This is a genomic window from Stenotrophomonas sp. CASM106 (assembly GCF_049384825.1).
In the GTDB taxonomy this organism is placed as follows: domain Bacteria; phylum Pseudomonadota; class Gammaproteobacteria; order Xanthomonadales; family Xanthomonadaceae; genus Stenotrophomonas; species Stenotrophomonas muris.
Map to the genome: position 1 here is coordinate 195,098 of NZ_JBMRFS010000002.1, position 22,972 is coordinate 218,069.

The window sequence follows — 22,972 nt, forward strand, 5'->3', positions numbered from 1 at the left end:
AGCCCGCACGCGTCGCGCGGAGCACCGGCACATCGGCCGGCGCCCCGTTGCTTCACATCGTCACCTTGCGCCGGTTGTCATCGCTCACCCGGTCGATCAGCTTGTTGTAGGGATCGAAGCCTGCTTCGTCCGGCTTTTCATCCACCGTCACCGTGATCTTCGGCGCGGCGCTGGTGATGTGGTGGCGCTGCAGGTACAGCACCTTCTGGTCGCGCTCCTTGCCCGACGGTCCGGTGGCGAACACGCCGATCTCGACCCAGTCATCCATCTTCGCCTCGCTCTCCTTGCCCTTGCCATCGGCGTACTGCTTGGCGGCATGCAGGTCCAGGGTCACGTCGTAGCGGCCGTCAGCACGTTTGCGGGCGCTGGCGGCCATCACCCGGTTGTCGTAGAAGCTGATCTTCTCGAACAGGTCGGTGACCAGCTGCTGGCGGTCGGCCGGGGTCTCGGCGCGGATGTAGCCCAGCAGCTCGCGTGAGGTGGTGTACGGCGGCTGCTGGTAGCCCTTGTCCTGCAGGAAGCGCTTCAACGCACGGTTCAGCGCCTGCTCGCCGATTTCCTCGCGCAGGCGGTAGAACACCAGCGAACCCTTCTGGTAGTGGATGTACTGCTGGTTTTCCACGCGTTCCAGCGGCTGTTCCTCGATGGCTTCGCCACCGCGGCCGGACAGGTAGCCGTCCAGTTCGCGCTTGAGGAACTGGCGCATGTGCTGGCGGCCGTATTCCTGCTCCATCACCATCAAGGCCGAGTACTGCGACAGCGATTCGGACAGCACGGTCGCGCCCTGCACGTTGGCGCCGATCACCTGGTGCGCCCACCACTGGTGCGCGATCTCGTGCGCGGTCACGTAGAACACGTAGTCCACCTTGTCCGGGTCGCGCAGGTCGGCGATGAAACCGATGGCCTCGGAATAGGGGATGGTGTTGGCGAAGGACTGCGCGAAGCGGGCATAGCCCGGGAATTCGATGATGCGTACCTGGCGGTGCTGGTACGGGGTGAAGTTCGCCTCGTAATAGGCCAGCGACTTCTGCACCGCCTCGATCATCCGGTTCACGTTGTAGCCGTGCGCCGGGTCGAAGTAGACCTCGATCGGGATGTCCTTGTACTTCGCCTTGCGCACCTCCCAGCGTGCCGATAGATAGGCATAGAAGTTCAGCATCGGCCGGTCCATGGCGTAGCTGAAGCAGCGCCGGCCGTTGATCGTGGTCTCGCGCTGCAGGTAGCCCGGGGCCAGCGCCACCTGGTCCGGTGCGGTGCAGACCGTGGTGCGGAAGTCGAGCCAGTCGGCATCGTTGGCAATGTACGTGTTGGCGCGCGCCGCTTCGTCCTCCAGCCTGGGCATGCGCCGCGGCTCACCCAGGCCGCGCTTGCGCCGCTCGTTGCGGTCGCTGATCTCGGCGCCCTCGTTGTAGCCGAACGAGGGCAGCACGCGGCTGTTGAAGAAGGTGCCGTTGTCCACGATGTTGCTCGGCGCCGGCCCGGCGGTGATGCCGTTGGGTTTCTGCACCACCCGGAAATGCACGCTGCGGGTTTCGCCCGGCTGCAGCGGCTTCTGCAGGCGGTAGACGCGGTAGCCGAGATCGGCATCGTGCAACGACAGCGTCTGCCCACCCAGGTCGACGTCGACCAGCTGCTTGTCATCGCCTATCGAGACATGCACGTCCTGGATCGGCGTGGCATGGGTATTGCGCACCGTCCAGTTCGCATCGATCACCATCGACTGCGATTCCGGGAACAGGTCCACGCGGTTGTCCACCGCCACGATGCGCGGCTGCGGCAGGCTGCGGTACTTCGACAGCTCGCGCTCGTAGCGGGCCTGCAGGTCCAGCTGCTGGTCGGGCGAGATGAACTCGTTGCGGATATTGGTGCTCCAGTACAGCCAGCTACCCACGCCGGCGAAGGCCAATGCCGCAAGTCCGGCGAAGACGCCGGTCGGGCCGCGCAGGCGGCGGCCGGCCAGGGCCAGGCGCTGGCGCAGGCCCTGGCTGACACCGCGCACCCAGAGCGCCGATGCCAGGCACATCAGGGTCAGCAGGAACAGCGCCCAGTAGCCATGGAATGCCAGCTGCCCCGGCAGGAAGTGGCCGTAGCCGTTCATGTCCGAATAGGGAGCGTTGGGCCAGCCACCGAAGGTGTACAGATTCTGCGTGTAGTCCAGCATGCCGAGCACGCCCTGGCCGATCATCACCACGATCAGCAGCGCGTAACCGACGAACTTGTTGTTGGTGAGCACCTGCAGCACCAGTGCCAGGCCCCCCATCAGAATGTAGATCACCGAATCCAGCGCCAGGCTGCGCAGGTACAGCAGCGGCTCCAGGTGGGTGTAGCCCTTGACCAGCTGCACGCCCATCGCCGCCAGTGCACCGGCGGCCTGGAAGCAGATGATCACTGCCAGCAGTGCGGTGAACTTGGCCAGCAGCGGTACCCAGTTCGGCACCGGCATGGCATCGGTCACTTCGTTGATGCGCGCGCTGCGTTCCTTCCACACCAGCTCACCGGCGAAGAACAGCACGATGATCACCAGCAGCCAGCTGAAGGCCCCCTGCAGGCCCATGATCATCTGCGAGGTGACCGGCCAGATCGAGGTGCCGTACAGGGTCTGCCGGAACAGCGCGTTGGGCAGGAAATTGGCCAGGCCCAGCACCAGCAGCACGATGAACGGCACGCTGCGCAGGACGCCGCGCGTGTCGAAGCGCACCTGGCGCAGGAACTGTTGCCACGCGGTGGTCGCGCTGAATGCCGGTACCACGCGCGGCAACGGGTTGCGGTTGGGCCGGAGGGCGGCGGCGTCGGCAACCGGCTGCGCCTGCCGGCGGCCCCAGCGACGACGGCCGCTGCCGCTGCGCTCGGTGCGGAACAGGGCGAACGTGGCGGCGAACAGCAGCGCCGTCACACCCAGCCACAGGGCACGGTTGGCCAGCAGGTAGCCCGCCAGGCCGGGAACGCCGCTGTTGTGCTCGGCGGTGGACCAGTAGCGGATGGTGCGCGACAGGGCGCGCATGCCCAAAGGCTCGCTGAGCACCGCCAGCCAGGTGTTGTCGATGTCGCGCAGCACCGCCGCGCTGGCGCCGAACAGGACCAGGTAGGCCACCAGCCCGATGTAGACCCACAGGATTGAACGCGTGACCGCTGCCAGCAATGACAGCAGCGCGGTGGTGAACAACAGGTTGGGAATGACGATGACCGCAAAACTCCAGGCATAGCCCTGCCAGCTGATCGGCCCCATGCGCTCGGCGTCCACCCAGGGCATGAACGGTGCCAGCCAGAGCCCGAAAGCGACCAGCAGGTAGAACAGCAGGCCGGTAGCCAGGGCGGCGGCGATGCGGCCGGCCAGGTAATCGCGGCGTTTCACCGGGCTGGCGAAGATCAGCTCGGCGGTGCCCAGTTCGAAGTCACGCAGCAGCGCATTGCTGACGAACAGGGCGGTGACCAGCATGCCGAGCAGGGTGAAGATGCCCAGCATCTGCGCGATCACGGTGGGCGCGTTGCTGTGCACGTTGCCGCTGCCACCACCGATCTGTACGGCGTCGCTGGACGCAGCGGCGAAGGCGAGCAGGGCGAACAGCCCGGCCAGCAGCCACAGCAGCGGGGAACGCAGCTGCTCGCGCAGCTCGAAACGGAAGAAATCGAGGATCATGGCGTGCTCCGCTCAGGCTGCCGCGCGAGCACGGGCCTGCAGGCGCAGGCGCTGGAAGTACACGTCTTCGAGGTCGGGAGCCACGGCCGCAAAGCCGTCGCCGGGGTCGTTGGCGCTGTGCACATGGATCACCGGGCGGCCACCGACCAGACGGGTCGACAGCACCACGTAGCGCGCTTCATGGTCGGCCAGCTCTGAAGGATCGACCTGCTTGCGCCAGACCTGGTGCTGCAGGGCGTTGATCGCTTCGCTGGGGCGGCCGGTCAGCAGCACCTGGCCCTTGTTCATGATCGCCATCGTCGGGCACAGGTCGGTCACGTCCTCGACGATGTGGGTGGACAGGATCACCGCCACGTTCTCGCCGATCGCCGCCAGCAGGTTGAGAAAGCGGTTGCGTTCCTCCGGGTCGAGGCCGGCGGTGGGCTCGTCGACGATCACCAGCCGCGGGTCGCCCAGCAGCGCCTGGGCAATGCCGAAGCGCTGGCGCATGCCGCCGGAGTAGGTGCCCAGCTTGCGCTTGCGGGCATCCCACAGGTTCACCTGCTGCAGCAGCCCATCGACCACCTCGCGGCGCTGCGCGCGCTGGGTCAGGCCCTTGAGCACTGCGAAATGCTCCAGCAGGTCCAGCGCGCTGACTTTCGGGTACACGCCGAAATCCTGCGGCAGGTAGCCCAGCCGACGGCGCACGGCGTCCTTGTCGCGCAGCACGTCGATCGGCGCCTCGCCCGGAATGCTGAGCGTCACCGTGCCGCTGTCGGCCTCCTGCAGGGTGGACAGCGTGCGCATCAGCGAGGACTTGCCGGCGCCGTTCGGGCCGAGCAGGCCGAACATGCCCCGCGGGATGTCCAGGGTGACGTTGTTGAGGGCATGCACGCCGTTGGCGTACGTCTTGGACAGCGAATCGATCTTCAGCATGCGACGTACACCTTTCCATGGGCAATGTCTGCGCGTTATCCGCGCAACCGCCTCCGTGCGCATCCGCCGTTGGTCATGGGGGAGAATCCCGCCGTCGTGCGTTGGCCGGCGCGCCGGCCCAGCGGCGCCTTACCCGCGCAGGGATGATTCGCGCACCACCAGCTTCACCGGGATGCTCTGGCTGTCCACCGGCTGCCGGCCGATCAGCGCCAGCAGGCGCTCGACCAGCAGCTGGCCGGCCTGCTTGGTGTCCTGCTGCACCGTGGTCAGCGCGGGGGACACCGAAGCGGCCAGCGGGATGTCGTCGAAGCCGGTCACCGCCACGTCCTGCGGCACCCGCAGCCCGGCCTCGCGCAGGGCGCGCATCGCACCGATGGCGATCAGGTCGCTGGCCGCGCAGATCGCATCGATCGGCTCGCCGCGCGCCAACAGGGCCTGGCAGGCTTCCTGGCCGGAGGCTTCAGTGGTGATCGCATCGTGCTGCAGCGCCGGTTCGGCGGCCAGGCCGTGGTCCTGCAGGGCCGCGACGTGGCCGCGGTAGCGCTCCTGGAATTCGGGGTAGTGGCTGGAGGCATGGCCGAGGAAGGCGATGCGGCGGCAGCCCTGCTGCAGCAGGTGGGTAGTGATGTCATGCCCGCCCTGGAAGTTGTCGCTGCCGATCGAGACACCGGGCTGGCCGGGCAGGGCGGCGCCCCAGCGCACGAAGTGCGTGCCCTGTTCGACCAGCCGCTGCAGGCGGTCGCGCGATTCGTGATAGTCGCCGTAGCCGAGCAGGATGATGCCGTCGGCCTTGTTGCTGTCCTCGTAATCGGCCTGCCAGTCGGTGGACAGCTGCTGGAACGAGACCAGCAGGTCCTGCCCGTGCAGGGCGCAGGCGCGGGTGATCGAGCCCAGCATCGAATGGAAGAACGGGTTGATCAGCGAGTCGTCGTTGGTCGGGTCCTCGAAGAACAGCAGGGCCAGCGTGCCGGCATTGCGCAGGCGCAGGCTGGAGGCGTTCTTGTCGACCTTGTAGTTCAGCTCGCGGGCGATGCGCAGGATGCGCTCGCGGGTCTCGGCGTTGACCATCGGGCTGCCACGCAGGGCTCGCGACACGGTCGGCTGGGAGACCCCGGCCAGGTGGGCGATGTCCAGGGAGGTGGCTTTGCCTTTGATCGTCATGTGTGGGCGGAGCGGGCAGGTGGAAGGTGCCCGGGCATGATGCCATGCGCAGACGCGAATGCCCCTCCGGGCGTCGGCCTGGGCACAGGTAAGTCATTGCCGGACAAGGAAATCAGCCTGATCCTTCGGTGCGGTCGGGGTCTCCTGACCGGGCGGATGGCGGCGGCAATGGTAAGATGCGTCGTTCTCGCATTCCCCCAAATTTCACCAGGGGCGGCCCAGGGTACTGCACCCCGCCCGGGGCTGTGCTATCACTGGCGGTCTGCCCCTGGACAACGGACGAAGGTACCTATGGCGCGCGGCATCAACAAAGTCATCCTGGTCGGCAATCTCGGCAACGACCCGGACGTGAAGTACACCCAGGGCGGCATGGCGATCACCCGCATCAGCCTGGCCACCACCAGCGTCCGCAAGGACAAGGATGGCAACCAGCAGGAGCGCACCGAATGGCACCGCGTGGTGTTCTTCGGCAAGCTCGGCGAGATCGCCGGCGAGTACCTGCGCAAGGGCAGCTCGGTCTACGTCGAAGGCAGCCTGCGCTACGACAAGTACACCGGCCAGGACGGCGTGGAGAAGTACTCCACGGACATCATCGCCGATGAAATGCAGATGCTGGGCGGCCGCGGTGAAGGCGGCGGCGGTGGCGGTGGTGGCAATTACGGCGGCGATCGTCCGCAGCGCCAGCAGGCGCCGCGCCAGGAGTACGGCGGCGGCGGTGGCCAGCGTGGCGGCCAGGGCGGTGGCTATGGCAACCAGGGCGGCAACCAGGGCGGGGGTTACGGCAACCAGGGCGGCAACCAGCGCCCGCAGCCGCAGCAGGCGCCGCCGATGGACGACTTCGCTGACGACGATATTCCGTTCTAAGCGTATCTTCCGTTTATCCCGACAAGGGCTCCTGGCACGCGTGCCCGGGGCCCTTCTCGTTACAGGCGACGTGGCAGGATCCCATTGCCCGGCGGCAGGATGCGGACGTTCGTCGACCTCGTCACCGATTGCCGAACATTCCCTGGTCCAGCAGGCAGTCAATGAACGCACCCAGCAGGGCGGGGCGATGCCGCCTGTTCGGGTAGTAGAGAAAAAGCCCGGGCCGCGAGACCGACCAATCCGCCAGTACCCGCACCAGCAGTCCCTGTGCCAACAGTTCGCCCACACCATCCTGTTCGAAGTGATAGGCGATTCCAAGGCCGGCCAGGGCCGACGCAATCCCGATGTCAGCGTGATTGGTGACGACAGGACCGTCCACGGCGACCTCGAGGTGGCGACCTCGCTTCTTGAACTCCCATCGGTACTGCCTGCCATCGCTCTGCAGCCGCCAGTTGATGCAGGCGTGATCCTGCAGTTCCGCCGGAGTTCGCGGTGTTCCGCGGCGTGCCAGGTAATCCGGTGACGCCACGGCCACCATGTTCAGGTCCGGGGTGAGGCGGATGGCCACCATGTCCTTCTCGAGCTGACCACCCACGCGGATGCCCGCATCAAACCGGCCACTGACGATGTCGCTGAGCGCGTCGTCGACCACGATGTCGACAACGACATCAGGGTAGGCCTGGTGGAAGCGGGCAAGCCGCGGGGCAATCAGTGTTCTCGCGGCGATGCCCAGCGTATTGATTCGCAGGGTCCCGTTGATCCGTCCGCTGGCTTCGCTGGTTTCAGCGACCGCGACGGCCAACTCCTGGAACAGCGGCGCGATGCGCGCGTACAGTCGCCCGCCGCTTGCCGAGGGCGCCACGCTTCGTGTCGTGCGATTGAGAAGGCGGGTGCCGAGACGGCCTTCCAGTTGGCGGATGGTCTGGCTCAGGGCCGAGGGCGATACCCCCAGATGTTCCGCCGCCCGCGCGAAGCTCTGGCGTTCCACTACCGCCACGAAGGCCTTCAGTTCAGCGAACTCGGATCCGCGCATTATGTGAGATTCTTGACATAACCCATTCGGATTATAGGGCATTCACTTAACCGACCTGCGTGCACATCCTGAGCGCCTGACCACTGCAGGAGCCAGGAATGAATGCGTTGACCCTCCCAGAACCCATTGCCGCGTACTTCGCGGCCGAACATGACCCTGAAGTGCTGGCGCGTTGTTTTGCCGCCCAGGCTGTGCTGAAGGACGACGGGCACACCCTCGTCGGCGTCGACGCCATCAAAGCCTTCCTGGCCGAGGCATCGGCCAAATACAGCGCCACCAGCGTGCCGAGCGCCATCGAACGGCAGGAGAAACACCACGTTGTCCGTGCCATCGTGAGCGGCAACTTCCCCGGCAGTCCGATTCTGCTGAGCTACCGTTTCGAACTGGAACGGGGCCTGATCGCATCGCTGGAGATCACGGCGTGAGCTTCGATCTTCAACTCGGTGGCCTGCGGGCCGTGGTGACCGGCGGCACGGCCGGTGTGGGGGCGGCCGTGGTCAGGACCTTCGCCGAGGCCGGGGCCAGGGTAATGACGTCGGCGCGCAGCCTGCCGGCACGCCCGGTGGAAGGAGTCGCCTACGTAGCCGCCGATCTGTCGACGGCCGAGGGCACCGGCATTTTCGCCCACGCCGTGCTGCAGGCATGGGGCGGCGCAGACATCCTGGTCAATGTGCTGGGGGGATCAAAGACACCTGCCGGTGGCTTCGCAGCGATCAGTGATGCGCACTGGCTTGCCGAGCTGAACCTGAATCTGATGCCGGCGGTCCGCCTGGATCGTGCCTTGCTGCCATCCATGCTCGCGCAGAGCGCTGGCGTGATCATCCACGTCAGTTCGATCCAGCGCATGCTGCCTCTGCCGGAGTCCACCACCGCCTACGCCGCCGCCAAAGCGGCACTCACGACCTACAGCAAGTCGCTTTCACGAGAGGTCACCCCCAAGGGCGTGCGGGTGCTGAGCGTAGCGCCGGGCTGGATCGAGACAGAAGCATCCAGGGAATTTGCAGAACGGATCGCTGCGGAAGCGGGAACCGACTATGAAGGAGGCAAGAAGGTGGTCATGGACTGGCTCGGCGGGATCCCGGTGGGACGGCCCGCGGCACCGCAGGAGGTGGCCGATCTGATTGTGTTCCTGGCGTCTCCCCGGTCGGCGTCGATTGCCGGAACGGAGTATCGGATCGACGGCGGCACGGTTTCGACCCTGTAGCCAACAGGCGTCGTCCTGCTCCCACCGCCAGAAGGAAAGCCCCGCTCACGCGGGGCTTTTGTTTTCCAGGTCGGTTGCGGAGTTGTGCTTCGCAGCATTCAATTTTCGTGCACCGCAACTTGCAAGCATCCAATTTCCTCCCCTATGGTGCAATCGATTGCATTGCTGTGAATCGTTGCGTTTGATACCGGTTGGGAGGCCGGCAGGTGGATGTCCATCCATTCGATCAGACCGGCCCCGGCGATGGGGCTCACGCGGCGTGATGCGCTGCGCATGGCGGTTGCGGGAGGCGTAGCCCTGGGTATTGCGGGAGCGTTGCCTGCATTCGCCGCCACTGCACCGCTGAAGGGCAACCTGCAACACTCCGTGGCCCGCTGGACCTTCCCGCAGCTGTCGGTCGCCCAGCTCTGCGCGACGGTGAAGGACATCGGCTTCGCCGCCATCGACCTGGTCGGCCCGGAAGACTGGCCCACGCTGAAGGCGAATGGCGTCTACAGTTCGATGTGCAATGGCGCGGAGCTGGGCCTGACCAAGGGCTTTGCCGGCCGCGAATTCCACGACCCGCTGGTGGAGCGCTACACGCGGCACATCGACCTGGTCGCCGATGCCGGTTACCGCAACCTCATCTGCTTCTCCGGCAATCGCAATGGCATGGACCCCCATGACGGCATGGCCAATGCCGAAGCCGGCCTCAAGCGCATCCTCGGGCATGCCGAGAAGCGCGGCGTCGTGCTGGTGATGGAGCTGCTGAACTCCAGGGTCGATCACCACGACTACCTGTGCGATCACTCCGCCTGGGGCGTGGAGCTGTGCCAGCGGCTCGGCTCGGACAACTTCGGCCTGCTCTACGACATCTACCACATGCAGATCATGGAGGGCGACATCATCGCCACCATCGGCAAGCATCACGCCTGCTTCAAGCATTACCACACTGCAGGCGTGCCGGGCCGGAACGAGATTGGAGACCAGCAGGAACTCCACTATCCGGCCATCTGTCGCGCGATCCGCGACACCGGTTTCAAGGGGTATCTGGCGCAGGAATTCACGCCTGCAGCGCCCGATCCCGTTGCCTCATTGCGCGAGGCGATCCGCCTCTGCGACGTCTGAAACGATATCCACCCAGGTGAGAGACCATGGCAGATAATCACTACGACGCCATTGTTGTTGGCTCGGGAATCAGTGGCGGTTGGGCAGCGAAGGAGCTGACCGAGAAGGGCCTGAAGGTCCTGATGCTGGAACGCGGGCGCAACATCGAGCACGTCAAGGACTACGTCAATGCGATGAAGGAAGCGTGGGACTTCCCGCATCGCAACCGGCCGACGCAGGCGATGAAGGCCGCCTTCCCGGTGCTGATGCGCGACTACGGCCTGGCCGAGAACCTGGAAGGAATGTGGGCCAACGAGCAGGACTCACCCTACATCGAAACCAAGCGCTTCGACTGGTTCCGTGGCTACCACGTAGGCGGGCGCTCGCTGATGTGGGGCCGGCAGAGCTATCGGTTTTCCGACCTGGACTTCGAAGCGAACCTCAAGGATGGCGTCGCCACCGACTGGCCGATCCGCTATGCCGACATCGCGCCGTGGTACGACCATGTAGAGAAGTTCGCCGGCATCGCCGGCACGCGCGAAGGACTGGACGTGCTGCCGGACGGCGAGTTCCTGCCGCCGATCCCGTTGAACATCGTCGAGAAGGACGTGGCCGCGCGGATCAAGAAGGCCTTTGGCGGAACGCGGCACATGATCCACTCGCGCACCGCCAACATCACCCAGCCGATGCCCGAGCAGGGGCGCGTCAACTGCCAGTACCGCAACAAGTGCATCCTGGGCTGTCCCTTCGGTGCCTATTTCTCGACCCAGGCGGCGACGCTGCCGGCGGCGATGAAGACCGGCAACCTGACCTTGCGGCCGTTCTCGATCGTCAAGGAAGTGCTCTACGACAAGGATCGCAAGCGTGCGCGCGGCGTGGAGGTGATCGATGCCGAGACCGGGCAGACCTACCAGTACACCGCCAAGGTCATCTTCCTCAATGCATCGTCGTTCAATTCGACCTGGCTGCTGATGAACTCGGCGACCGATGTGTGGGAGGGGGGACTGGGTTCTTCGTCGGGCGAGCTGGGGCACAACGTGATGGACCATCATTTCGGTGCGGGCGCCTCGGGCCGGGTCGAGGGCTACGAAGACAAGTACTACTTCGGCCGCCGTCCGTGCGGTTTCTACATTCCGCGCTTCCGCAACGTCGCGGCCGACAAGCGCGGCTACCTGCGCGGGTTCGGTTACCAGGGCGGTGCCAGCCGCACCGGCTGGTCGCGCGAGATCGCCGAGCTCAACATCGGTGCCGACCTGAAGGAGGCGCTGACCGTACCGGGCGACTGGCGCATCGGCATGACCGGGTTCGGTGAAATGCTGCCGCACCACGACAATACGATCCGCCTGGACCACGACCGCAAGGACAAATGGGGGCTGCCGGTGCTGGCGATGGACGTGTCCATGCGCGCCAACGAACTGGCGATGCGCAAGGACATGGCCGCCGATGCTGCCGAGATGCTGGAGGCGGCTGGCGTCAAGGACGTGAAGATGCACGACCACGACTATGCCCCGGGCAAGGGCATCCACGAGATGGGGACCGCACGCATGGGACGTGACCGGAAGAGCTCGGTATTGAACGCGCACAACCAGGTCTGGGATGCGCCCAACGTCTATGTGACCGACGGTGCCTGCATGACCTCCAGCGCCTGCGTGAATCCTTCGCTGACCTATATGGCGCTGACCGCGCGCGCGGCCGACCACGCGGTACGCGAACTGAAAGCGGGGAACCTCTGATGGATCGCCGCGAACTGTTGAAGATGATCGTTGCCGCCACCGGCGCGGCCATGGTCGGCCTGCCTGCGCTCGCGCAGGGAAACGCCGCCGCGGCACCGGTGAAGACCCTGTTCTCCGATGCCGACATCGGCACGCTGGACGAGATCGCCGAGACCATCCTGCCGCGGACCCGGACGCCAGGGGCGAAGGATGCCGGCGCTGGCCTGTTCATGGCGACCTTCGTCAGCGATTGCTACACCGCCCGGCAGCAGGCAACGTTCCGGGCAGGCCTGGTCGATATCGACAAGCGCGCCGGCGGCCGGTTTGTGGCGCTTGCGCCGGAAGCCCGCACCCAGTTGCTGCGAACGCTGGACGCCGAAGCCAAGGCGCGCTCTGCCGACGTGACCGAGACCGGTACGCCTGAAGAGGGCGAGGCGATGCCGCATTACTTCACGATGATCAAGCAGCTGGCCATCTTCGGCTTCTTCACCTCCAAGGTCGGGGCGACCGGCGTGCTGCAGTACGTCGCGGTGCCCGGCCGCTACGACGGCGACCTCGCCTATGTCCCCGGTACGCCCGCGTGGGGGACCAGCTGATGGACACCACCCTGATGATCCGCCCTGCGTTGATCACTGTTGGCCTGCTGGCCGCTGCATCTGCATTCGCGCAGGACAGTGCCGACGCTGCGCGCGACCCGAAGAAGACCGAAGTGTGGACCCCCGTGCCCGCTGTCGTGGCCACGCCGCCAGGCAAGGCCCCCTCCGACGCGATCGTGCTGTTCGATGGCAAGGATGTCTCCGCGTGGGAATCGGAGCAGGGCGGACGCGTGCCCTGGAAGGTTGCCGGGGGCGCCATGACCGTCGTTCCGGGCAGCAAGGGCATCCGCACCCGGCAACGCTTCTGCGATGTCCAGCTGCATGTGGAGTGGCGCACGCCCACTGACACGAAGGGCTTCGACGGCCAGAACCGGGGCAACAGCGGGATCTTCCTGCAGGAACTGTATGAACTGCAGGTGCTCGACAGCTACAACAACCCGACCTATGCCAATGGCCAGGCGGGCTCCATCTACAAGCAGGCCATGCCGCGGGTGAATGCCTCGCGCGCGCCGGGCCAGTGGCAGGCCTACGACATCCTCTGGAAGGCGCCGCGCTTCTCGGCGGGAGGTGGGCTTGAGTCGCCCGCACGCATCACGGTGCTGCACAACGGCGTGCTGGTGCAGGATGACACCGTGCTGGCGGGCAAGACCGAGTACATCGGCGCACCGTCGTACGCGCCGCATGGGTGCGCGCCGCTCTATCTGCAGGAACATGACTCCAGGGTCAGCTACCGCAACATCTGGGTGCGCGAGCTGTAGCGGCACGTGGCCGGCGTGGCCGCCGGCCGCTTACTTCGCCAGGTAGCTGGCGATGTCATCGATCTCCTGCTGTGACAGCTGTGAGAAGGGCGGCATCAGGCCGCCGCCCTTGCTGATCTTTTCCTTGATCTGTGCAGGTGCCATGCGCTTGCCGATGTCGGTGAGTGCCGGGAACGCGCCCGGCATGCCCGCGCGATCGGCGCCGTGGCAGGCCACGCAGTTCGCGGTGTAGAGCTTTGCTCCCGCAGCCGGGTCGCCCTTGCACCAGGCGGCTGTCGCAACACTCATGCCGCCCAGGGCCACCGCCATTGCCAGGATCATTTTCATGTGGGGCTCCTTGATGCGTCAGCGCCGCGCACGGGCAGGCGTATTGGTGGTCAGGTGTTCACGCAGATAGTCGGCGCCGGCCTGGACGACCTTGGCCGGCTCGCGTGGCTGGTCGTGCTCGATGATGTACCAATGCACGCCGGCGACCGCCGCAGCAGGCAGGATCGCGTTCCAGTCCAAGACGCCCTGGCCCACCGCAGCGAATCCGCCTTCGTCTTCGGCCTGGCCCTTGGGCGCATTGTCCTTGGCGTGTACCGCGAATACGTGGCCGCGGAACTTTCCCAGCATCACCGCCGGGTCCAGGCCCGCACGCGCGACCCAGGCCAGGTCCAGCTCGGTCTGCAGGTCGGGGCCGGCGGCGGCGAACAGCAGTTCCAGCCCGGTCCTGCCATCGAAGTCGACCAGCTCGAAGTCGTGGTTGTGATAGGCCAGGCGCATGCCCTTGCCGCGCACCTGTTTCGCGATCCGGCCCAGTTCCTGTCCCAGGGCGGTCCAGCCGGCGGCATCGCTCGGGCGTTCCTTCCTGTCCAGGTACGGCACCACCAGCGTGGTGTTGCCGATCGATCGGTTGAAGGTCACCACCCCATCCAGGTTGCTGCGCAGCTCGGCCAGCGGCACATGCGATGAAATGGCCTTGATCGAATACCGGTCCAGCAGCTGCTTCAGTTCCGCGGCACTGACGTTCTGCGTGCCGACGGTTTCCACCGCGTGCACACCGGCATCGTGGACGATCTTCAACTGTTGCTCGAGCGAGCCGGCATTGCGCAGGGTGTACATCTGCACCGCTATCGGCTTCTGCGCGCTGGCGGCTTCGACTGCGAAGGCGGGCAGCGCCGCGAGCAGCAGGACGAGGCTTGCACTTCGACGGACAAGGGCTTTCATCAACAGATCCTCCCGGGATTCAACCGATGGTGGTCCAGGCGCGTGACCTGGCCGATGCAATGACACGATCAACGATCCGCGCCGAACGCATGCCGTCCTCGAAGGTGGGCAGGCCGTCCGGTTGCTCGCCGTCGATGGCGCGATAGGTGTCGGCGACAAACGCCTCGAAGCACTGGGCGTAGCCCTGCGCGTGCCCGGCCGGCAGCACCGACAGCCGGCGCTGTTCGGCAGTGCCCGCGCCGGGCCCGCGCACGAAGATTTCCTCGCGCTGGTCGGGCAGGCCGATCCACAGCCGCTCGGCGTCCTCCTGGTCGAAGGCGATGCTGGCGTTGGCGCCGTCGATCTCGAACCAGAGGCGGTTGCGGCGTCCGGCCGAAACCTGGCTCACCGTCAACGACGCCAGCGTACCGGCGCCGGTCCTGAACATCGCCGTCGCCACGTCCTCGCTCGCGACCGCCTGCGTCGCGCCGTTCGCTGCCGGTGTGCTGAAGCTCTGGCCGGTGACGGCGCTGCGTTCGGCGATCACCGTGGCAAACGCCGCGTTCACTTCGGTGAAGCGCTCGCCACTGACCCATTCGACCAGGTCGCACCAGTGCGAACCAATGTCGGCGAACACGCGCGAGGTGCCGCCCAGCGCCGGGTCCACGCGCCAGTTATTGCTGGCCGGGTCCAGCAGCCAATCCTGCAGGTAACTGCCATGGATCAGGTGCAGCGGCCCCAGGTCACCCTGCGCGATGCGTGCACGCGCCTCGCGCACCACCGGGTGGTAGCGGTAGACGAAGGGGACGGTGGCAACCAATCCGGTCGAGGCGGCCAGTACCGCCAGCGCCTGCGCATCGTCCAGCGTCGTCGCCAGCGGCTTCTCGCAGATCACGTGCTTGCCGGCTTCCAGCGCAGCCTGTGCCATGGCGCGGTGCAGATGGTTGGGCGTGCACACGTGCACCACCTGTACCTGCGGATCGGCGATCACCTCCTCGATATCCAGGTAGGCGCGCGGGACATTCCAGGAGTGCGCTGCCTCATGCGCGCGCTGCGGTGACGAGGCGGCCACGCCGCGTACCTCGGCGCCGGCGAGCAAGGCCGCGCGGCGGTGCACGGCGCCGATCATGCCGGTGCCGACGATGGCGATTCCAAGCTTGGGCATCGACGGGGATCCTCAGGGTGTGGAGGGCGCGGCCGCAGCCGCCGGCCGGTCGCGGAACAGCAGCAGGAAGGCGACCAGCACCACCAGCGCAACAGCGGCCGGGAACAGCCAGATCTGCTGCCAGTCGGGACCGGCCTCGGTGGTGAAGTGCTCCACCACCGCGCCGGACAGGAAGGTGCCGATCAACATGCCCACGCCATAGGTGGCCAGGGTGATGAACCCCTGTGCGCTGCTGCGCGCGGCAGGGCCGGCATGTGCATCGGTGTAGATCTGGCCGGTGACGAAGAAGAAGTCGTAGCAGATGCCGTGCAGCACGATGCCGATCACCAGCAGCGGGAAACCGCCACCTGCATCGCCGAAGGCGAACAGCGCGTAGCGCACCACCCAGGCGGCCATGCCGACCGCCAGCATGGTTTTCACCCCCAGCCGAACGAACAGGAACGGCATGGCCAGCATCAGCAGCACTTCGGAAACCTGGCCCAGCGACTGCAGGCCCGCCGCGCCGCGCACGCCGAGGTCGTTGAGATAGGGATTGGTGAAGTTGTAGTAGAACGACAGCGGGATGCAGATGGCGATGGAGGCCAGGAAGAACACCAGGTAGGCGCGCGACTTCAGCAGCCGCAGCGAATCCAGCCCCAGGATCTGCCCCAGCCCGGCATCGCGCTGCTGCGCCAGTGGCGGTGTGTGCGGCAGGGTGAACGCATACAGCCCGAGCACCAGCGACGCCGCCGCCGCCATCCGGAACGTCAGCTCAAGCCGATGCGCCTGTTCCCAGCCCAGCCAGCCGATCAGCACGCCCGCCACGATCCAGCCGATGCTGCCGGCCACGCGGACCAGCGGGAACTGCTTCTCGGGTGATTGCATGTGCCGCATGGCCACGCTGTTGGCCAGTGCCAGGGTCGGCATGAACAGCAACATGTAGCCCATGACGCACGCAGAGAACATGCTGAAGCTGGTTGCCGTGGACGCCAGCCACATCAGCACGGCACCGGCCAGATGCAGTACCGCAAGAATGCGCTGCGCCGCGAAGTAGCGATCCGCGATCAGCCCGACCAGGAACGGCGCCACGATGGCACCGATCGATTGGCTGAGGAACGCGGTCGCCACCTGGCTCGCGCTGGCCTGCAGCGGGCCCTGCACCAGGTAGGTGCCCAGGGTGACGAACCACGCCCCCCAGATGAAGAACTGCAGAAACATCATCGCGCCCAGGCGCGACATGGCGTGCGTCATGGCTTGCCCTCCCGGGGCGGTCTTGGCTCAGATTCCCAGCATGCGGTGCAGTGATGCGGCGTCGGTGCCACTGTCGGCGAAGTCATCGAAGGCGCGTTCGGTCACGCGGATGAGGTGGTCGCGGATGAAGGCGGCACCCTCGCGCGCGCCGTCTTCCGGGTGCTTCAGGCAGCACTCCCATTCCAGTACCGCCCAGCCGGGGAAGTCGTACTGCGCGAACTTCGAGAAGATCGCCTTGAAGTCGATCTGGCCGTCACCGGGTGAACGGAACCGGCCCGGACGGTCGATCCAGTCCTGGTAGCCGCCGTACACGCCGCTGCTTGCGCTGGGGCGATATTCCGCGTCCTTGACGTGGAAGATGCCGATGCGCGCGTGGTAGCGGTCGATGAAACCGAGGTAATCCATCTGCTGCAGCAGCAGGTGGCTGGGGTCGTACAGGATCTTCGCGCGGGGATGGTGGTCGACCTCATCGAGGAAGCGCTCGAAGGTCGCGCCATCGTGCAGGTCCTCGCCCGGGTGGATCTCGAAGCACACGTCAACGCCGCAGGCATCGAACGCATCCAGGATCGGGCGCCAGCGACGGCCGAGTTCGGCGAAGGCTTCTTCCACCAGTCCCGGCGGGCGCTGAGGCCAGGGATAGAAGTAGGGCCAGGCCAATGCACCGGAGAACGTGGCGTGCGCGGTCAGCCCCAGGCGCTGGCTGGCCTGCGCCGCCAGCCGCAGCTGCTCCACCGCCCAGGCCTGGCGGGCGGCCGGGTTGCCGCGCTTGTCCGGTGGCGCGAATCCGTCGAACAGGCTGTCGTAGGCAGGATGGACGGCAACCAACTGCCCCTGCAGGTGGGTCGACAGTTCGGTGATCTGCAGGCCGTGCCCGGCCAGCATGCCGGCAATGTCGTCGCAGTACGCCTGGCTGCGCGCCGCCTGCGCCAGGTCGAACAGGTGGGGCGCGGAGGTGGGGACTTGTACGCCAGAATAGCCCAGACCCGCGGCCCATCCGGCCAGCGTGTCCAGCCGATCAAAAGGAGCTGTGTCGCCGATGAACTGCGCCAGGAACAGCGCTGGACCCTTGAGCGTCTTCAACGTGATTCGCCCTCGATGCAATCGATTGCATTATCCTAGCAGGGGCTTACGCAGGACCTGTTGTGCAGTGCACAGCGGGCAGGAGGACTAACGCCATGGCCACCATCTACGACATCGCAAAACACGTCGGCGTGTCCGCCGGTACGGTGTCGCGCGCGCTTTCGCGGCCGGACAAGGTGCTGCCGGCCACCCGCGCGCGCATCGAGCAGGCCGCCGCCGCACTGGGCTATGTGCCCAACACGGTGGCGCGCACGCTCAAGACCCAGCGCAGCGGCAAGATCCTGGTCACCGTCCCGGACATCGCCAATCCGTTCTTCGCGCAGATCCTGCAGGGGGCGGAGGAGGCCGCGCAGGCGGTGGGCTATGCGGTCCTGCTGGGCGATACCCAGCATCAACCCGACCGCGAGGAGCGCTACGCGCAGATGCTCCGGCGCAACGAGGCCGACGGCATGATCGTGCTGGGCCATCGCCTGCCACCGACCGCGCGCGAGATCGTCGAGCAGCGCGGCGCCGCCGCACCGGTGGTCAACGGCTGCGAGTTCGACCCCGCGCTGGGCATCCCCAGCGTCCACATCGACAACGCCGCCGCCGCACGCGCGGTGATGGAGCATCTGTACGGGCTGGGACACGAACGGATTGCGGTGGTCGGCGGGCCGCCTGACAACCCCCTGCACCAGCAACGGCTGGAAGGGGTCCGCGCGGCCGGCAAGGCGCGTGGCCGCCTGCGCCAGCTGAGCATCGTGCCGGGTGACTTTTCCGTGGAGTCCGGCCATGCAGCGGCGATGGCGCTGCTGGATGGCACGGCCGCGCCGACCGCGGTGTTCTGCTTCAGTGACCAGATGGCACTGGGAACCCTGGCCGCTTGCCGGGACCTGGGCATCCGCGTGCCGGACGAGCTGTCCGTGGTCGGCTTCGATGATCTGGCGTCCTCCCGCTACCTCACGCCCCCGCTGACGACCATCCGGCAGCCGATGCGGGAGATCGGCGAGCGTGCGGTCAACCTGCTGCTCGCCATCATCGAGCACGTCGATGTGCCGCTTCAGCAGACGCTGGAGTTCAGCTTCAAGCTGCGTGGCTCGACGGCTGCGCCCCGCCCCGGGTAACCACGGGGAGCGGGAGGGGCAGCGGCAGCGGCCCGCGCGATATCGCGCAACCTTGATCCCGAATTGACGCAAAGCTGTCAGACTCATCGCAGGCAGCCCGGCAAGGGCCGTAGCACCAGGTGCGATCGCGCAAGGGGGTCGGCAATGCCATTCTTCACCGATTCGGCGGAAGGCGCGGTCGAAGGCATTGGCGCGGCACGTCGCATCGGCTGGATGCGTTTCGTCGGCAATGGGCTGGGGGCGATCCCCATCGCTTCGATCATGCTTGAACGCCAGGACGGCGGGCTGGCCTGGGTCCTGCTGCTGCTCAACGCGTTGGCGTGGCCGGCACTGGCACTGCGGCTGACCCAGCGCTCGCGCCAGCCGGCGGTCGTCCAGTTCCGCTGCATGGTGGCCGACTCCTTCTTCGGCGGTGGCTGGATCGCCTTCATGGCGTTGAGCGCGGTGCCCAGTGCACTGTTCGCCGCACTGCTGGTGGCCGACAAGATCGCTGCCGGTGGCGTGCGCCTGGCGATGCGCGCCACCCTGGCCCTGCTGCTGGGTTTCGCTCTCGCCTGGTGGCTGCTCGGCTTCCCCTTTCAGCCGGTCACCTCGCAGCGCACGATCATGCTGAGTGTTCCGTTCCTGTTCGTGTATGGCATCGGCCTCAGCATTCTCAGCTGGCAGCTGGCGCGCCGGGTCAAATCGCAGAACCGTCAGCTGCAGCGGCTCAGCCGGATGGACCCGCTGGTCGAGCTGGCCAACCGCGGCTTCCTGATCCTGCGTGCGCAACAGGCGCTGGACCGGGCACAGGGCCAGGGCGGTTTTGCCTGCCTGCTGATGCTCGATGTGGATGACTTCAAGCGCATCAATGACTCGCATGGCCACCGCGCCGGTGACGAGGTGCTGCGGCATGTCGCGGCGACATTGCGCTCCTTTGCCCGGCCCGGTGATACGCCCGCGCGGCTGGGGGGCGATGAGTTCGTGGTGCTGCTGCGCGACTGCGCACCCGTCGATGCGATGCATGTGGCCGAGCGGGTGCGCCTGCACCTGCTGGAGGCCGCGCAGCAGGCCACGCCGGGCGTGGAGTTCAGCGTCAGTATCGGCATTGCCGCCACACCGCGTGGCGGCAGTGTCGAGGACTGGTTGGCACTGGCCGACCGCGCGCTGTACCACGCCAAGCGGCAGGGCAAGAACACGGCCAGCTACGGCGAGTGAGTGCGGCACCGCCGCCGCCGAACGAGGGTGAAATGCCGGTTCATCCTGCACGCGGAATCGGCACGCCAATCCTCTACCATGGGCCACCCCGCCCGGACGCGCTCCCATGCAAGACGCTCTCGTTGCCCAGCCCAAGCCCCCCATTCCAAGGATCGCGGCGTGGCTGATGATGCTGCTGGGCATGTGGCTGGCGCTGAAGCTCGGCCTGGTGGTGACCCTGCTGTCCGGCCTGCTGGTGTTCCAGTTGACGCACGTGCTGGCCTCCACCGTGGAGGGCAAGCTGCCGCCGGGGCGGGCACGGGCGATCGCAGTGATCGTGCTGTCGGCGATCATCATCAGCGGGCTGGTACTGGCCGGCATCGGCGTGGCCTCGTTCTTCCGCAACGAGACCGGCGGCCCGGACGCATTGCTGGCGCGCCTGATGGAGATCCTCAACACTTCGCGGCACCAGGTGCCGGCGCTGCTGCAACCCTACATTCCCGAAGACATGCCGGCGTTGCGCGCGGCGCTGAACGACTGGGCCGCCGAGCACCAGCGGCAGCTGGGCGTGGCCGGTACCTCGGTGGTACAGGTCGGTGTGCGCGTACTGATCGGTATGGTGCTGGGCGCGATGATCGCGCTGTATGACGAACTGCCGCTGCCGAAGATGGGCCCGCTGGCGCAGGAGCTGGTCGGGCGCACCAGCCGCCTGGCCACCGCGTTCCGCCAGGTGGTGTTCGCGCAGGTGAAGATCTCGCTGCTGAACACCGTGTTCACCGCCATCTTCCTGCTGGGCGTGCTGCCGTTGTTCGGCGTGCACCTGCCGCTGTCCAAGACCCTGGTGCTGATCACCTTCCTGGCCGGCCTGCTGCCGGTGGTGGGCAACATCATTTCAAACACGATCATCGCCATCGTCGCGCTGTCGGTCTCGTTCTATGTGGCGGTGGCGGCGCTGCTGTACCTGATCGTGATCCACAAGCTGGAGTACTTCCTCAACGCGCGCATCGTCGGTGGCGAGATCCAGGCGCGTGCCTGGGAGCTGCTGCTGGCCATGCTGGTGATGGAGGCGGCCTTCGGCCTGCCGGGCCTGGTCGCCGCACCGGTGTTCTATGCCTACGTGAAGCGCGAACTGGTCGACCAGCGCTGGATCTGACGCGGCGGGGCATGACGTAATTTGCCCCGATTCGACAACCCGTGCGGCCTTTGTCGGTGCGTTCGCGGCGGGCGCGGTATACCCATGGCAACGATTGATCCGGTAGCGGCTTGGCGCCTGTGCAGGCGGCCGCTACAGTGTTGTGCACTACAGGGGAAATGTGCATGGCCCGCAAGGCGTCGCCCATCGGATTGCGGACCTGGGTCTGGATCCTGGCCGGGCTGTTCGTAGTCTGTACGCTGCCATTGATGGCCATCGCGCTGGTGCAGGGCACGCTGCGCTTCACTGCCGCCGAGGACAACCTGGTCAGCCTGCGCCAGCTGCGGCAGACCTTCGACCTGGCCAACCTGGTGTCGGCCGAGCGCGGCCCCGCCAACAGCCTGCTCGGGGCCGACACGGCCGATGCGGGCGAACAGGCCCGGCTGGCGGCGGAGCTGGCAGTCGCGCGCAAGCGGGTCGATACCGCCCTGCAACGCCTGGACACCGTGTTCAACGCTGACCCGGGCGTGGTCGACGAACACGGGCTGCTGGCCGATGCGCAACGTCGCCTGCAATCGGCGCGGGCCGCGGTGGACCGGGTGGCGGCACAGCCGCATGGCGCGCGCCAGGTGGAGGACGTGGAGCGCGCGATCAGCAGCATGTTCGCCGTGGTTGATCGCCTGCACGTGCTGACCTCGGCGCAGATCAACGTGCTGGTCAGCGCCGACCGCGAAGCGGCGATTCCGGCGATGCAGGGCCAGGTGCTGATCGACCTTCGCGAGCATGGCGGCCGCCTGGCCTCGAACGTGATGGCGCCGGTGGCGGTGCCGGGGGCCTGGCGTGACGAACAGGTGCGGGCGGCATTGCAGACCGAAGGCCGCCTGCTGGAGCTGTGGCGGCTGGCAGGCAGCCATGAAGCGGTGTTCCGCAGTGATCCGGTGCTGTCCTGGCATTGGGACATGGCGCGCCGGCAGTTCTTCGGCGAATCGCTGCCGATGATCGAACAGTTGATCGAGGATGGCCGGCGCGGCGTGCCGCCGCCGTGGACCACCGCCGAATTCACCACCCGCTACGTGCCGACCCTGCGGTCGCTGGAAGCGCTGCGGGACGGCTACCTGAGCGTGTCCATCGCCCGTTTCGAACGCACCCGCAATCGCGAAGCGACGCGCCTGGTGGTGCTGGTGGCGACGGTGCTGGGCACGCTGGTGGTGCTGGGCGTGGCGCTGCGCATCGCGCATCTTCAGATCCTGCGGCCGCTGCTGCAGGCGCAGAAGCAGGTCATCCAGATCGCCTCGGAAGCGCCCGGCCCGGAGCAGCATGTGACCCACCCGCTGGCCGAGATGCAGCGCCTGTTCGATGCCATCGAAGTGCTGCGCGAGAAGTCGCGCGAGCGCTCGGCATTGACCAGCGAGCTGCGCCAGCTGGCCGGCACCGATGAGCTGACCGGGCTGTTGAACCGGCGCGCGCTGGACGAGTTGGTGCAGCAGCGTCATGCCGACGGTGGCAACAGCGCGGTGGTGATCCTGCTGGACGTGGACCGCTTCAAGGCGATCAACGATGGCCACGGGCATGACGCCGGTGACGAGGTGCTGGTGCAGGTGGCGCAGCTGCTGCAGCGCCACCTGCGCCGCAGCGACAGCATTGCCCGCTATGGTGGCGAGGAGTTTCTCGTGTTGCTGGCCGACGGTGATCTGGCCGGTGGCCGCCAGCTGGCCGAGTCGCTGCGGGTGGCGCTGCAGCGGCTGGACATCGCCCTGGTCGGTGGCAAGGTGCTGCGCGTCACCGCCAGCTTCGGTGTGGCCGAGGGCGGCACCGACGCGCTGGGCTGGCGTACCCTGCTGCGTGCCGCCGACGCGGCCATGTACCAGGCCAAGGCGCAGGGCCGCGACCGCGTGCGCGTGGCTGGCGGCGGCCGCAACGCACGTTGACGGC

General features: G+C 66.8%; 20 protein-coding genes. 11 read left to right on the plus strand and 9 right to left on the minus strand.

Annotated elements, in window-relative coordinates; genetic code table 11:
- Positions 1 to 52 precede the first annotated feature (52 nt).
- From VG556_RS04655 to VG556_RS04665, 3 genes are all read right to left on the minus strand, one after another.
- Positions 53 to 3,637, minus strand: a complete 3,585-nt coding sequence (locus tag VG556_RS04655) for an ABC transporter permease/M1 family aminopeptidase (protein WP_423179979.1) — start codon at positions 3,635 to 3,637, stop codon at positions 53 to 55.
- Between the two features lie 12 nt (positions 3,638 to 3,649).
- Positions 3,650 to 4,552, minus strand: coding sequence for an ABC transporter ATP-binding protein (locus tag VG556_RS04660; protein WP_046429400.1), 903 nt, complete (start codon positions 4,550 to 4,552; stop codon positions 3,650 to 3,652).
- A 129-nt stretch (positions 4,553 to 4,681) separates the two neighbouring features.
- Entirely contained in the window at positions 4,682 to 5,713 is a 1,032-nt protein-coding gene (locus VG556_RS04665; RefSeq protein WP_014646297.1) for a LacI family DNA-binding transcriptional regulator, read from the minus strand.
- A 291-nt stretch (positions 5,714 to 6,004) separates the two neighbouring features.
- On the opposite strand from VG556_RS04665, the gene VG556_RS04670 reads away from it, so the two are divergent.
- Positions 6,005 to 6,577 (plus strand): single-stranded DNA-binding protein, encoded by a 573-nt coding sequence (locus VG556_RS04670; protein WP_005408464.1) that lies wholly within the window; start codon positions 6,005 to 6,007, stop codon positions 6,575 to 6,577.
- Between the two features lie 121 nt (positions 6,578 to 6,698).
- Here VG556_RS04670 and VG556_RS04675 read toward each other — a convergent pair whose 3' ends face one another.
- Positions 6,699 to 7,610, minus strand: coding sequence for a LysR family transcriptional regulator (locus VG556_RS04675; protein ID WP_049404958.1), 912 nt, complete (start codon positions 7,608 to 7,610; stop codon positions 6,699 to 6,701).
- Positions 7,611 to 7,708: 98 nt separating this feature from the next.
- Between VG556_RS04675 and VG556_RS04680 the strand changes: the two genes are divergently transcribed.
- From VG556_RS04680 to VG556_RS04705, 6 genes are all read left to right on the plus strand, one after another.
- A complete protein-coding gene (locus VG556_RS04680) occupies positions 7,709 to 8,035 on the plus strand; it encodes a nuclear transport factor 2 family protein (protein ID WP_049404957.1) in 327 nt (108 codons plus the stop codon).
- Positions 8,032 to 8,814: an SDR family oxidoreductase gene (locus VG556_RS04685; protein ID WP_049404956.1), complete on the plus strand. Its 783-nt coding sequence runs from the start codon at positions 8,032 to 8,034 to the stop codon at positions 8,812 to 8,814. Before VG556_RS04680 ends, VG556_RS04685 begins: the two co-directional genes overlap by 4 nt.
- 210 nt (positions 8,815 to 9,024) lie before the next feature.
- A complete protein-coding gene (locus tag VG556_RS04690; RefSeq protein WP_100449589.1) occupies positions 9,025 to 9,921 on the plus strand; it encodes a hydroxypyruvate isomerase family protein in 897 nt (298 codons plus the stop codon).
- A gap of 26 nt (positions 9,922 to 9,947) precedes the next feature.
- Entirely contained in the window at positions 9,948 to 11,633 is a 1,686-nt protein-coding gene (locus VG556_RS04695) for a GMC oxidoreductase (protein WP_100449590.1), read from the plus strand.
- On the plus strand, positions 11,633 to 12,208 hold the full coding sequence (locus tag VG556_RS04700) for a gluconate 2-dehydrogenase subunit 3 family protein (protein WP_014646300.1): 576 nt from the start codon (positions 11,633 to 11,635) through the stop codon (positions 12,206 to 12,208). Before VG556_RS04695 ends, VG556_RS04700 begins: the two co-directional genes overlap by 1 nt.
- Positions 12,208 to 12,966 (plus strand): 3-keto-disaccharide hydrolase, encoded by a 759-nt coding sequence (locus VG556_RS04705; RefSeq protein ID WP_100449639.1) that lies wholly within the window; start codon positions 12,208 to 12,210, stop codon positions 12,964 to 12,966. Before VG556_RS04700 ends, VG556_RS04705 begins: the two co-directional genes overlap by 1 nt.
- Positions 12,967 to 12,996: 30 nt before the next feature.
- On the opposite strand, the gene VG556_RS04710 is transcribed toward VG556_RS04705, so the two are convergent.
- The 5 genes from VG556_RS04710 to VG556_RS04730 are packed head-to-tail and all read right to left on the minus strand — an operon-like array spanning position 12,997 to position 17,629.
- Complete coding sequence (locus VG556_RS04710; protein ID WP_032961525.1) at positions 12,997 to 13,293, minus strand: c-type cytochrome; 297 nt, start codon at positions 13,291 to 13,293, stop codon at positions 12,997 to 12,999.
- An 18-nt stretch (positions 13,294 to 13,311) separates the two neighbouring features.
- On the minus strand, positions 13,312 to 14,175 hold the full coding sequence (locus tag VG556_RS04715; protein ID WP_075076559.1) for a sugar phosphate isomerase/epimerase family protein: 864 nt from the start codon (positions 14,173 to 14,175) through the stop codon (positions 13,312 to 13,314).
- Between the two features lie 19 nt (positions 14,176 to 14,194).
- On the minus strand, positions 14,195 to 15,319 hold the full coding sequence (locus tag VG556_RS04720; RefSeq protein WP_046429414.1) for a Gfo/Idh/MocA family protein: 1,125 nt from the start codon (positions 15,317 to 15,319) through the stop codon (positions 14,195 to 14,197).
- A 12-nt stretch (positions 15,320 to 15,331) separates the two neighbouring features.
- Positions 15,332 to 16,549 carry a nucleoside permease gene (locus tag VG556_RS04725; RefSeq protein ID WP_049404951.1) on the minus strand — a complete coding sequence of 406 codons (1,218 nt, stop codon included), beginning with the start codon at positions 16,547 to 16,549 and terminating at the stop codon, positions 15,332 to 15,334.
- A gap of 27 nt (positions 16,550 to 16,576) precedes the next feature.
- Entirely contained in the window at positions 16,577 to 17,629 is a 1,053-nt protein-coding gene (locus VG556_RS04730) for a sugar phosphate isomerase/epimerase family protein (protein WP_100449591.1), read from the minus strand.
- Between the two features lie 95 nt (positions 17,630 to 17,724).
- Here VG556_RS04730 and VG556_RS04735 point away from each other — a divergent pair, with 95 nt between their 5' ends.
- The 4 genes from VG556_RS04735 to VG556_RS04750 all read left to right on the plus strand — a co-directional run bounded on the left by VG556_RS04735 (position 17,725) and on the right by VG556_RS04750 (position 22,968).
- Positions 17,725 to 18,732, plus strand: a complete 1,008-nt coding sequence (locus VG556_RS04735) for a LacI family DNA-binding transcriptional regulator (RefSeq protein WP_046429416.1) — start codon at positions 17,725 to 17,727, stop codon at positions 18,730 to 18,732.
- 144 nt (positions 18,733 to 18,876) lie between these two features.
- Entirely contained in the window at positions 18,877 to 19,929 is a 1,053-nt protein-coding gene (locus tag VG556_RS04740) for a sensor domain-containing diguanylate cyclase (protein WP_049404949.1), read from the plus strand.
- Positions 19,930 to 20,035: 106 nt separating this feature from the next.
- Positions 20,036 to 21,061, plus strand: a complete 1,026-nt coding sequence (locus VG556_RS04745) for an AI-2E family transporter (protein ID WP_032961540.1) — start codon at positions 20,036 to 20,038, stop codon at positions 21,059 to 21,061.
- A gap of 164 nt (positions 21,062 to 21,225) precedes the next feature.
- Positions 21,226 to 22,968, plus strand: a complete 1,743-nt coding sequence (locus tag VG556_RS04750) for a GGDEF domain-containing protein (protein WP_100449640.1) — start codon at positions 21,226 to 21,228, stop codon at positions 22,966 to 22,968.
- Positions 22,969 to 22,972 lie beyond the last annotated feature (4 nt).

Coding starts and splice junctions, on each gene's coding strand:
- VG556_RS04750 (WP_100449640.1), top strand. CDS start 21,226: ATGGCCCGCAAGGCGTCGCCCATCGGATTGCGGACCTGGGTCTGGATC.
- VG556_RS04665 (WP_014646297.1), bottom strand. CDS start 5,713: ATGACGATCAAAGGCAAAGCCACCTCCCTGGACATCGCCCACCTGGCC.
- VG556_RS04725 (WP_049404951.1), bottom strand. CDS start 16,549: ATGACGCACGCCATGTCGCGCCTGGGCGCGATGATGTTTCTGCAGTTC.
- VG556_RS04660 (WP_046429400.1), bottom strand. CDS start 4,552: ATGCTGAAGATCGATTCGCTGTCCAAGACGTACGCCAACGGCGTGCAT.
- VG556_RS04745 (WP_032961540.1), top strand. CDS start 20,036: ATGCAAGACGCTCTCGTTGCCCAGCCCAAGCCCCCCATTCCAAGGATC.
- VG556_RS04680 (WP_049404957.1), top strand. CDS start 7,709: ATGAATGCGTTGACCCTCCCAGAACCCATTGCCGCGTACTTCGCGGCC.
- VG556_RS04690 (WP_100449589.1), top strand. CDS start 9,025: ATGTCCATCCATTCGATCAGACCGGCCCCGGCGATGGGGCTCACGCGG.
- VG556_RS04670 (WP_005408464.1), top strand. CDS start 6,005: ATGGCGCGCGGCATCAACAAAGTCATCCTGGTCGGCAATCTCGGCAAC.
- VG556_RS04710 (WP_032961525.1), bottom strand. CDS start 13,293: ATGAAAATGATCCTGGCAATGGCGGTGGCCCTGGGCGGCATGAGTGTT.
- VG556_RS04705 (WP_100449639.1), top strand. CDS start 12,208: ATGGACACCACCCTGATGATCCGCCCTGCGTTGATCACTGTTGGCCTG.
- VG556_RS04700 (WP_014646300.1), top strand. CDS start 11,633: ATGGATCGCCGCGAACTGTTGAAGATGATCGTTGCCGCCACCGGCGCG.
- VG556_RS04735 (WP_046429416.1), top strand. CDS start 17,725: ATGGCCACCATCTACGACATCGCAAAACACGTCGGCGTGTCCGCCGGT.
- VG556_RS04675 (WP_049404958.1), bottom strand. CDS start 7,610: ATGCGCGGATCCGAGTTCGCTGAACTGAAGGCCTTCGTGGCGGTAGTG.
- VG556_RS04720 (WP_046429414.1), bottom strand. CDS start 15,319: ATGCCCAAGCTTGGAATCGCCATCGTCGGCACCGGCATGATCGGCGCC.
- VG556_RS04715 (WP_075076559.1), bottom strand. CDS start 14,175: ATGAAAGCCCTTGTCCGTCGAAGTGCAAGCCTCGTCCTGCTGCTCGCG.
- VG556_RS04655 (WP_423179979.1), bottom strand. CDS start 3,637: ATGATCCTCGATTTCTTCCGTTTCGAGCTGCGCGAGCAGCTGCGTTCC.
- VG556_RS04740 (WP_049404949.1), top strand. CDS start 18,877: ATGCCATTCTTCACCGATTCGGCGGAAGGCGCGGTCGAAGGCATTGGC.
- VG556_RS04695 (WP_100449590.1), top strand. CDS start 9,948: ATGGCAGATAATCACTACGACGCCATTGTTGTTGGCTCGGGAATCAGT.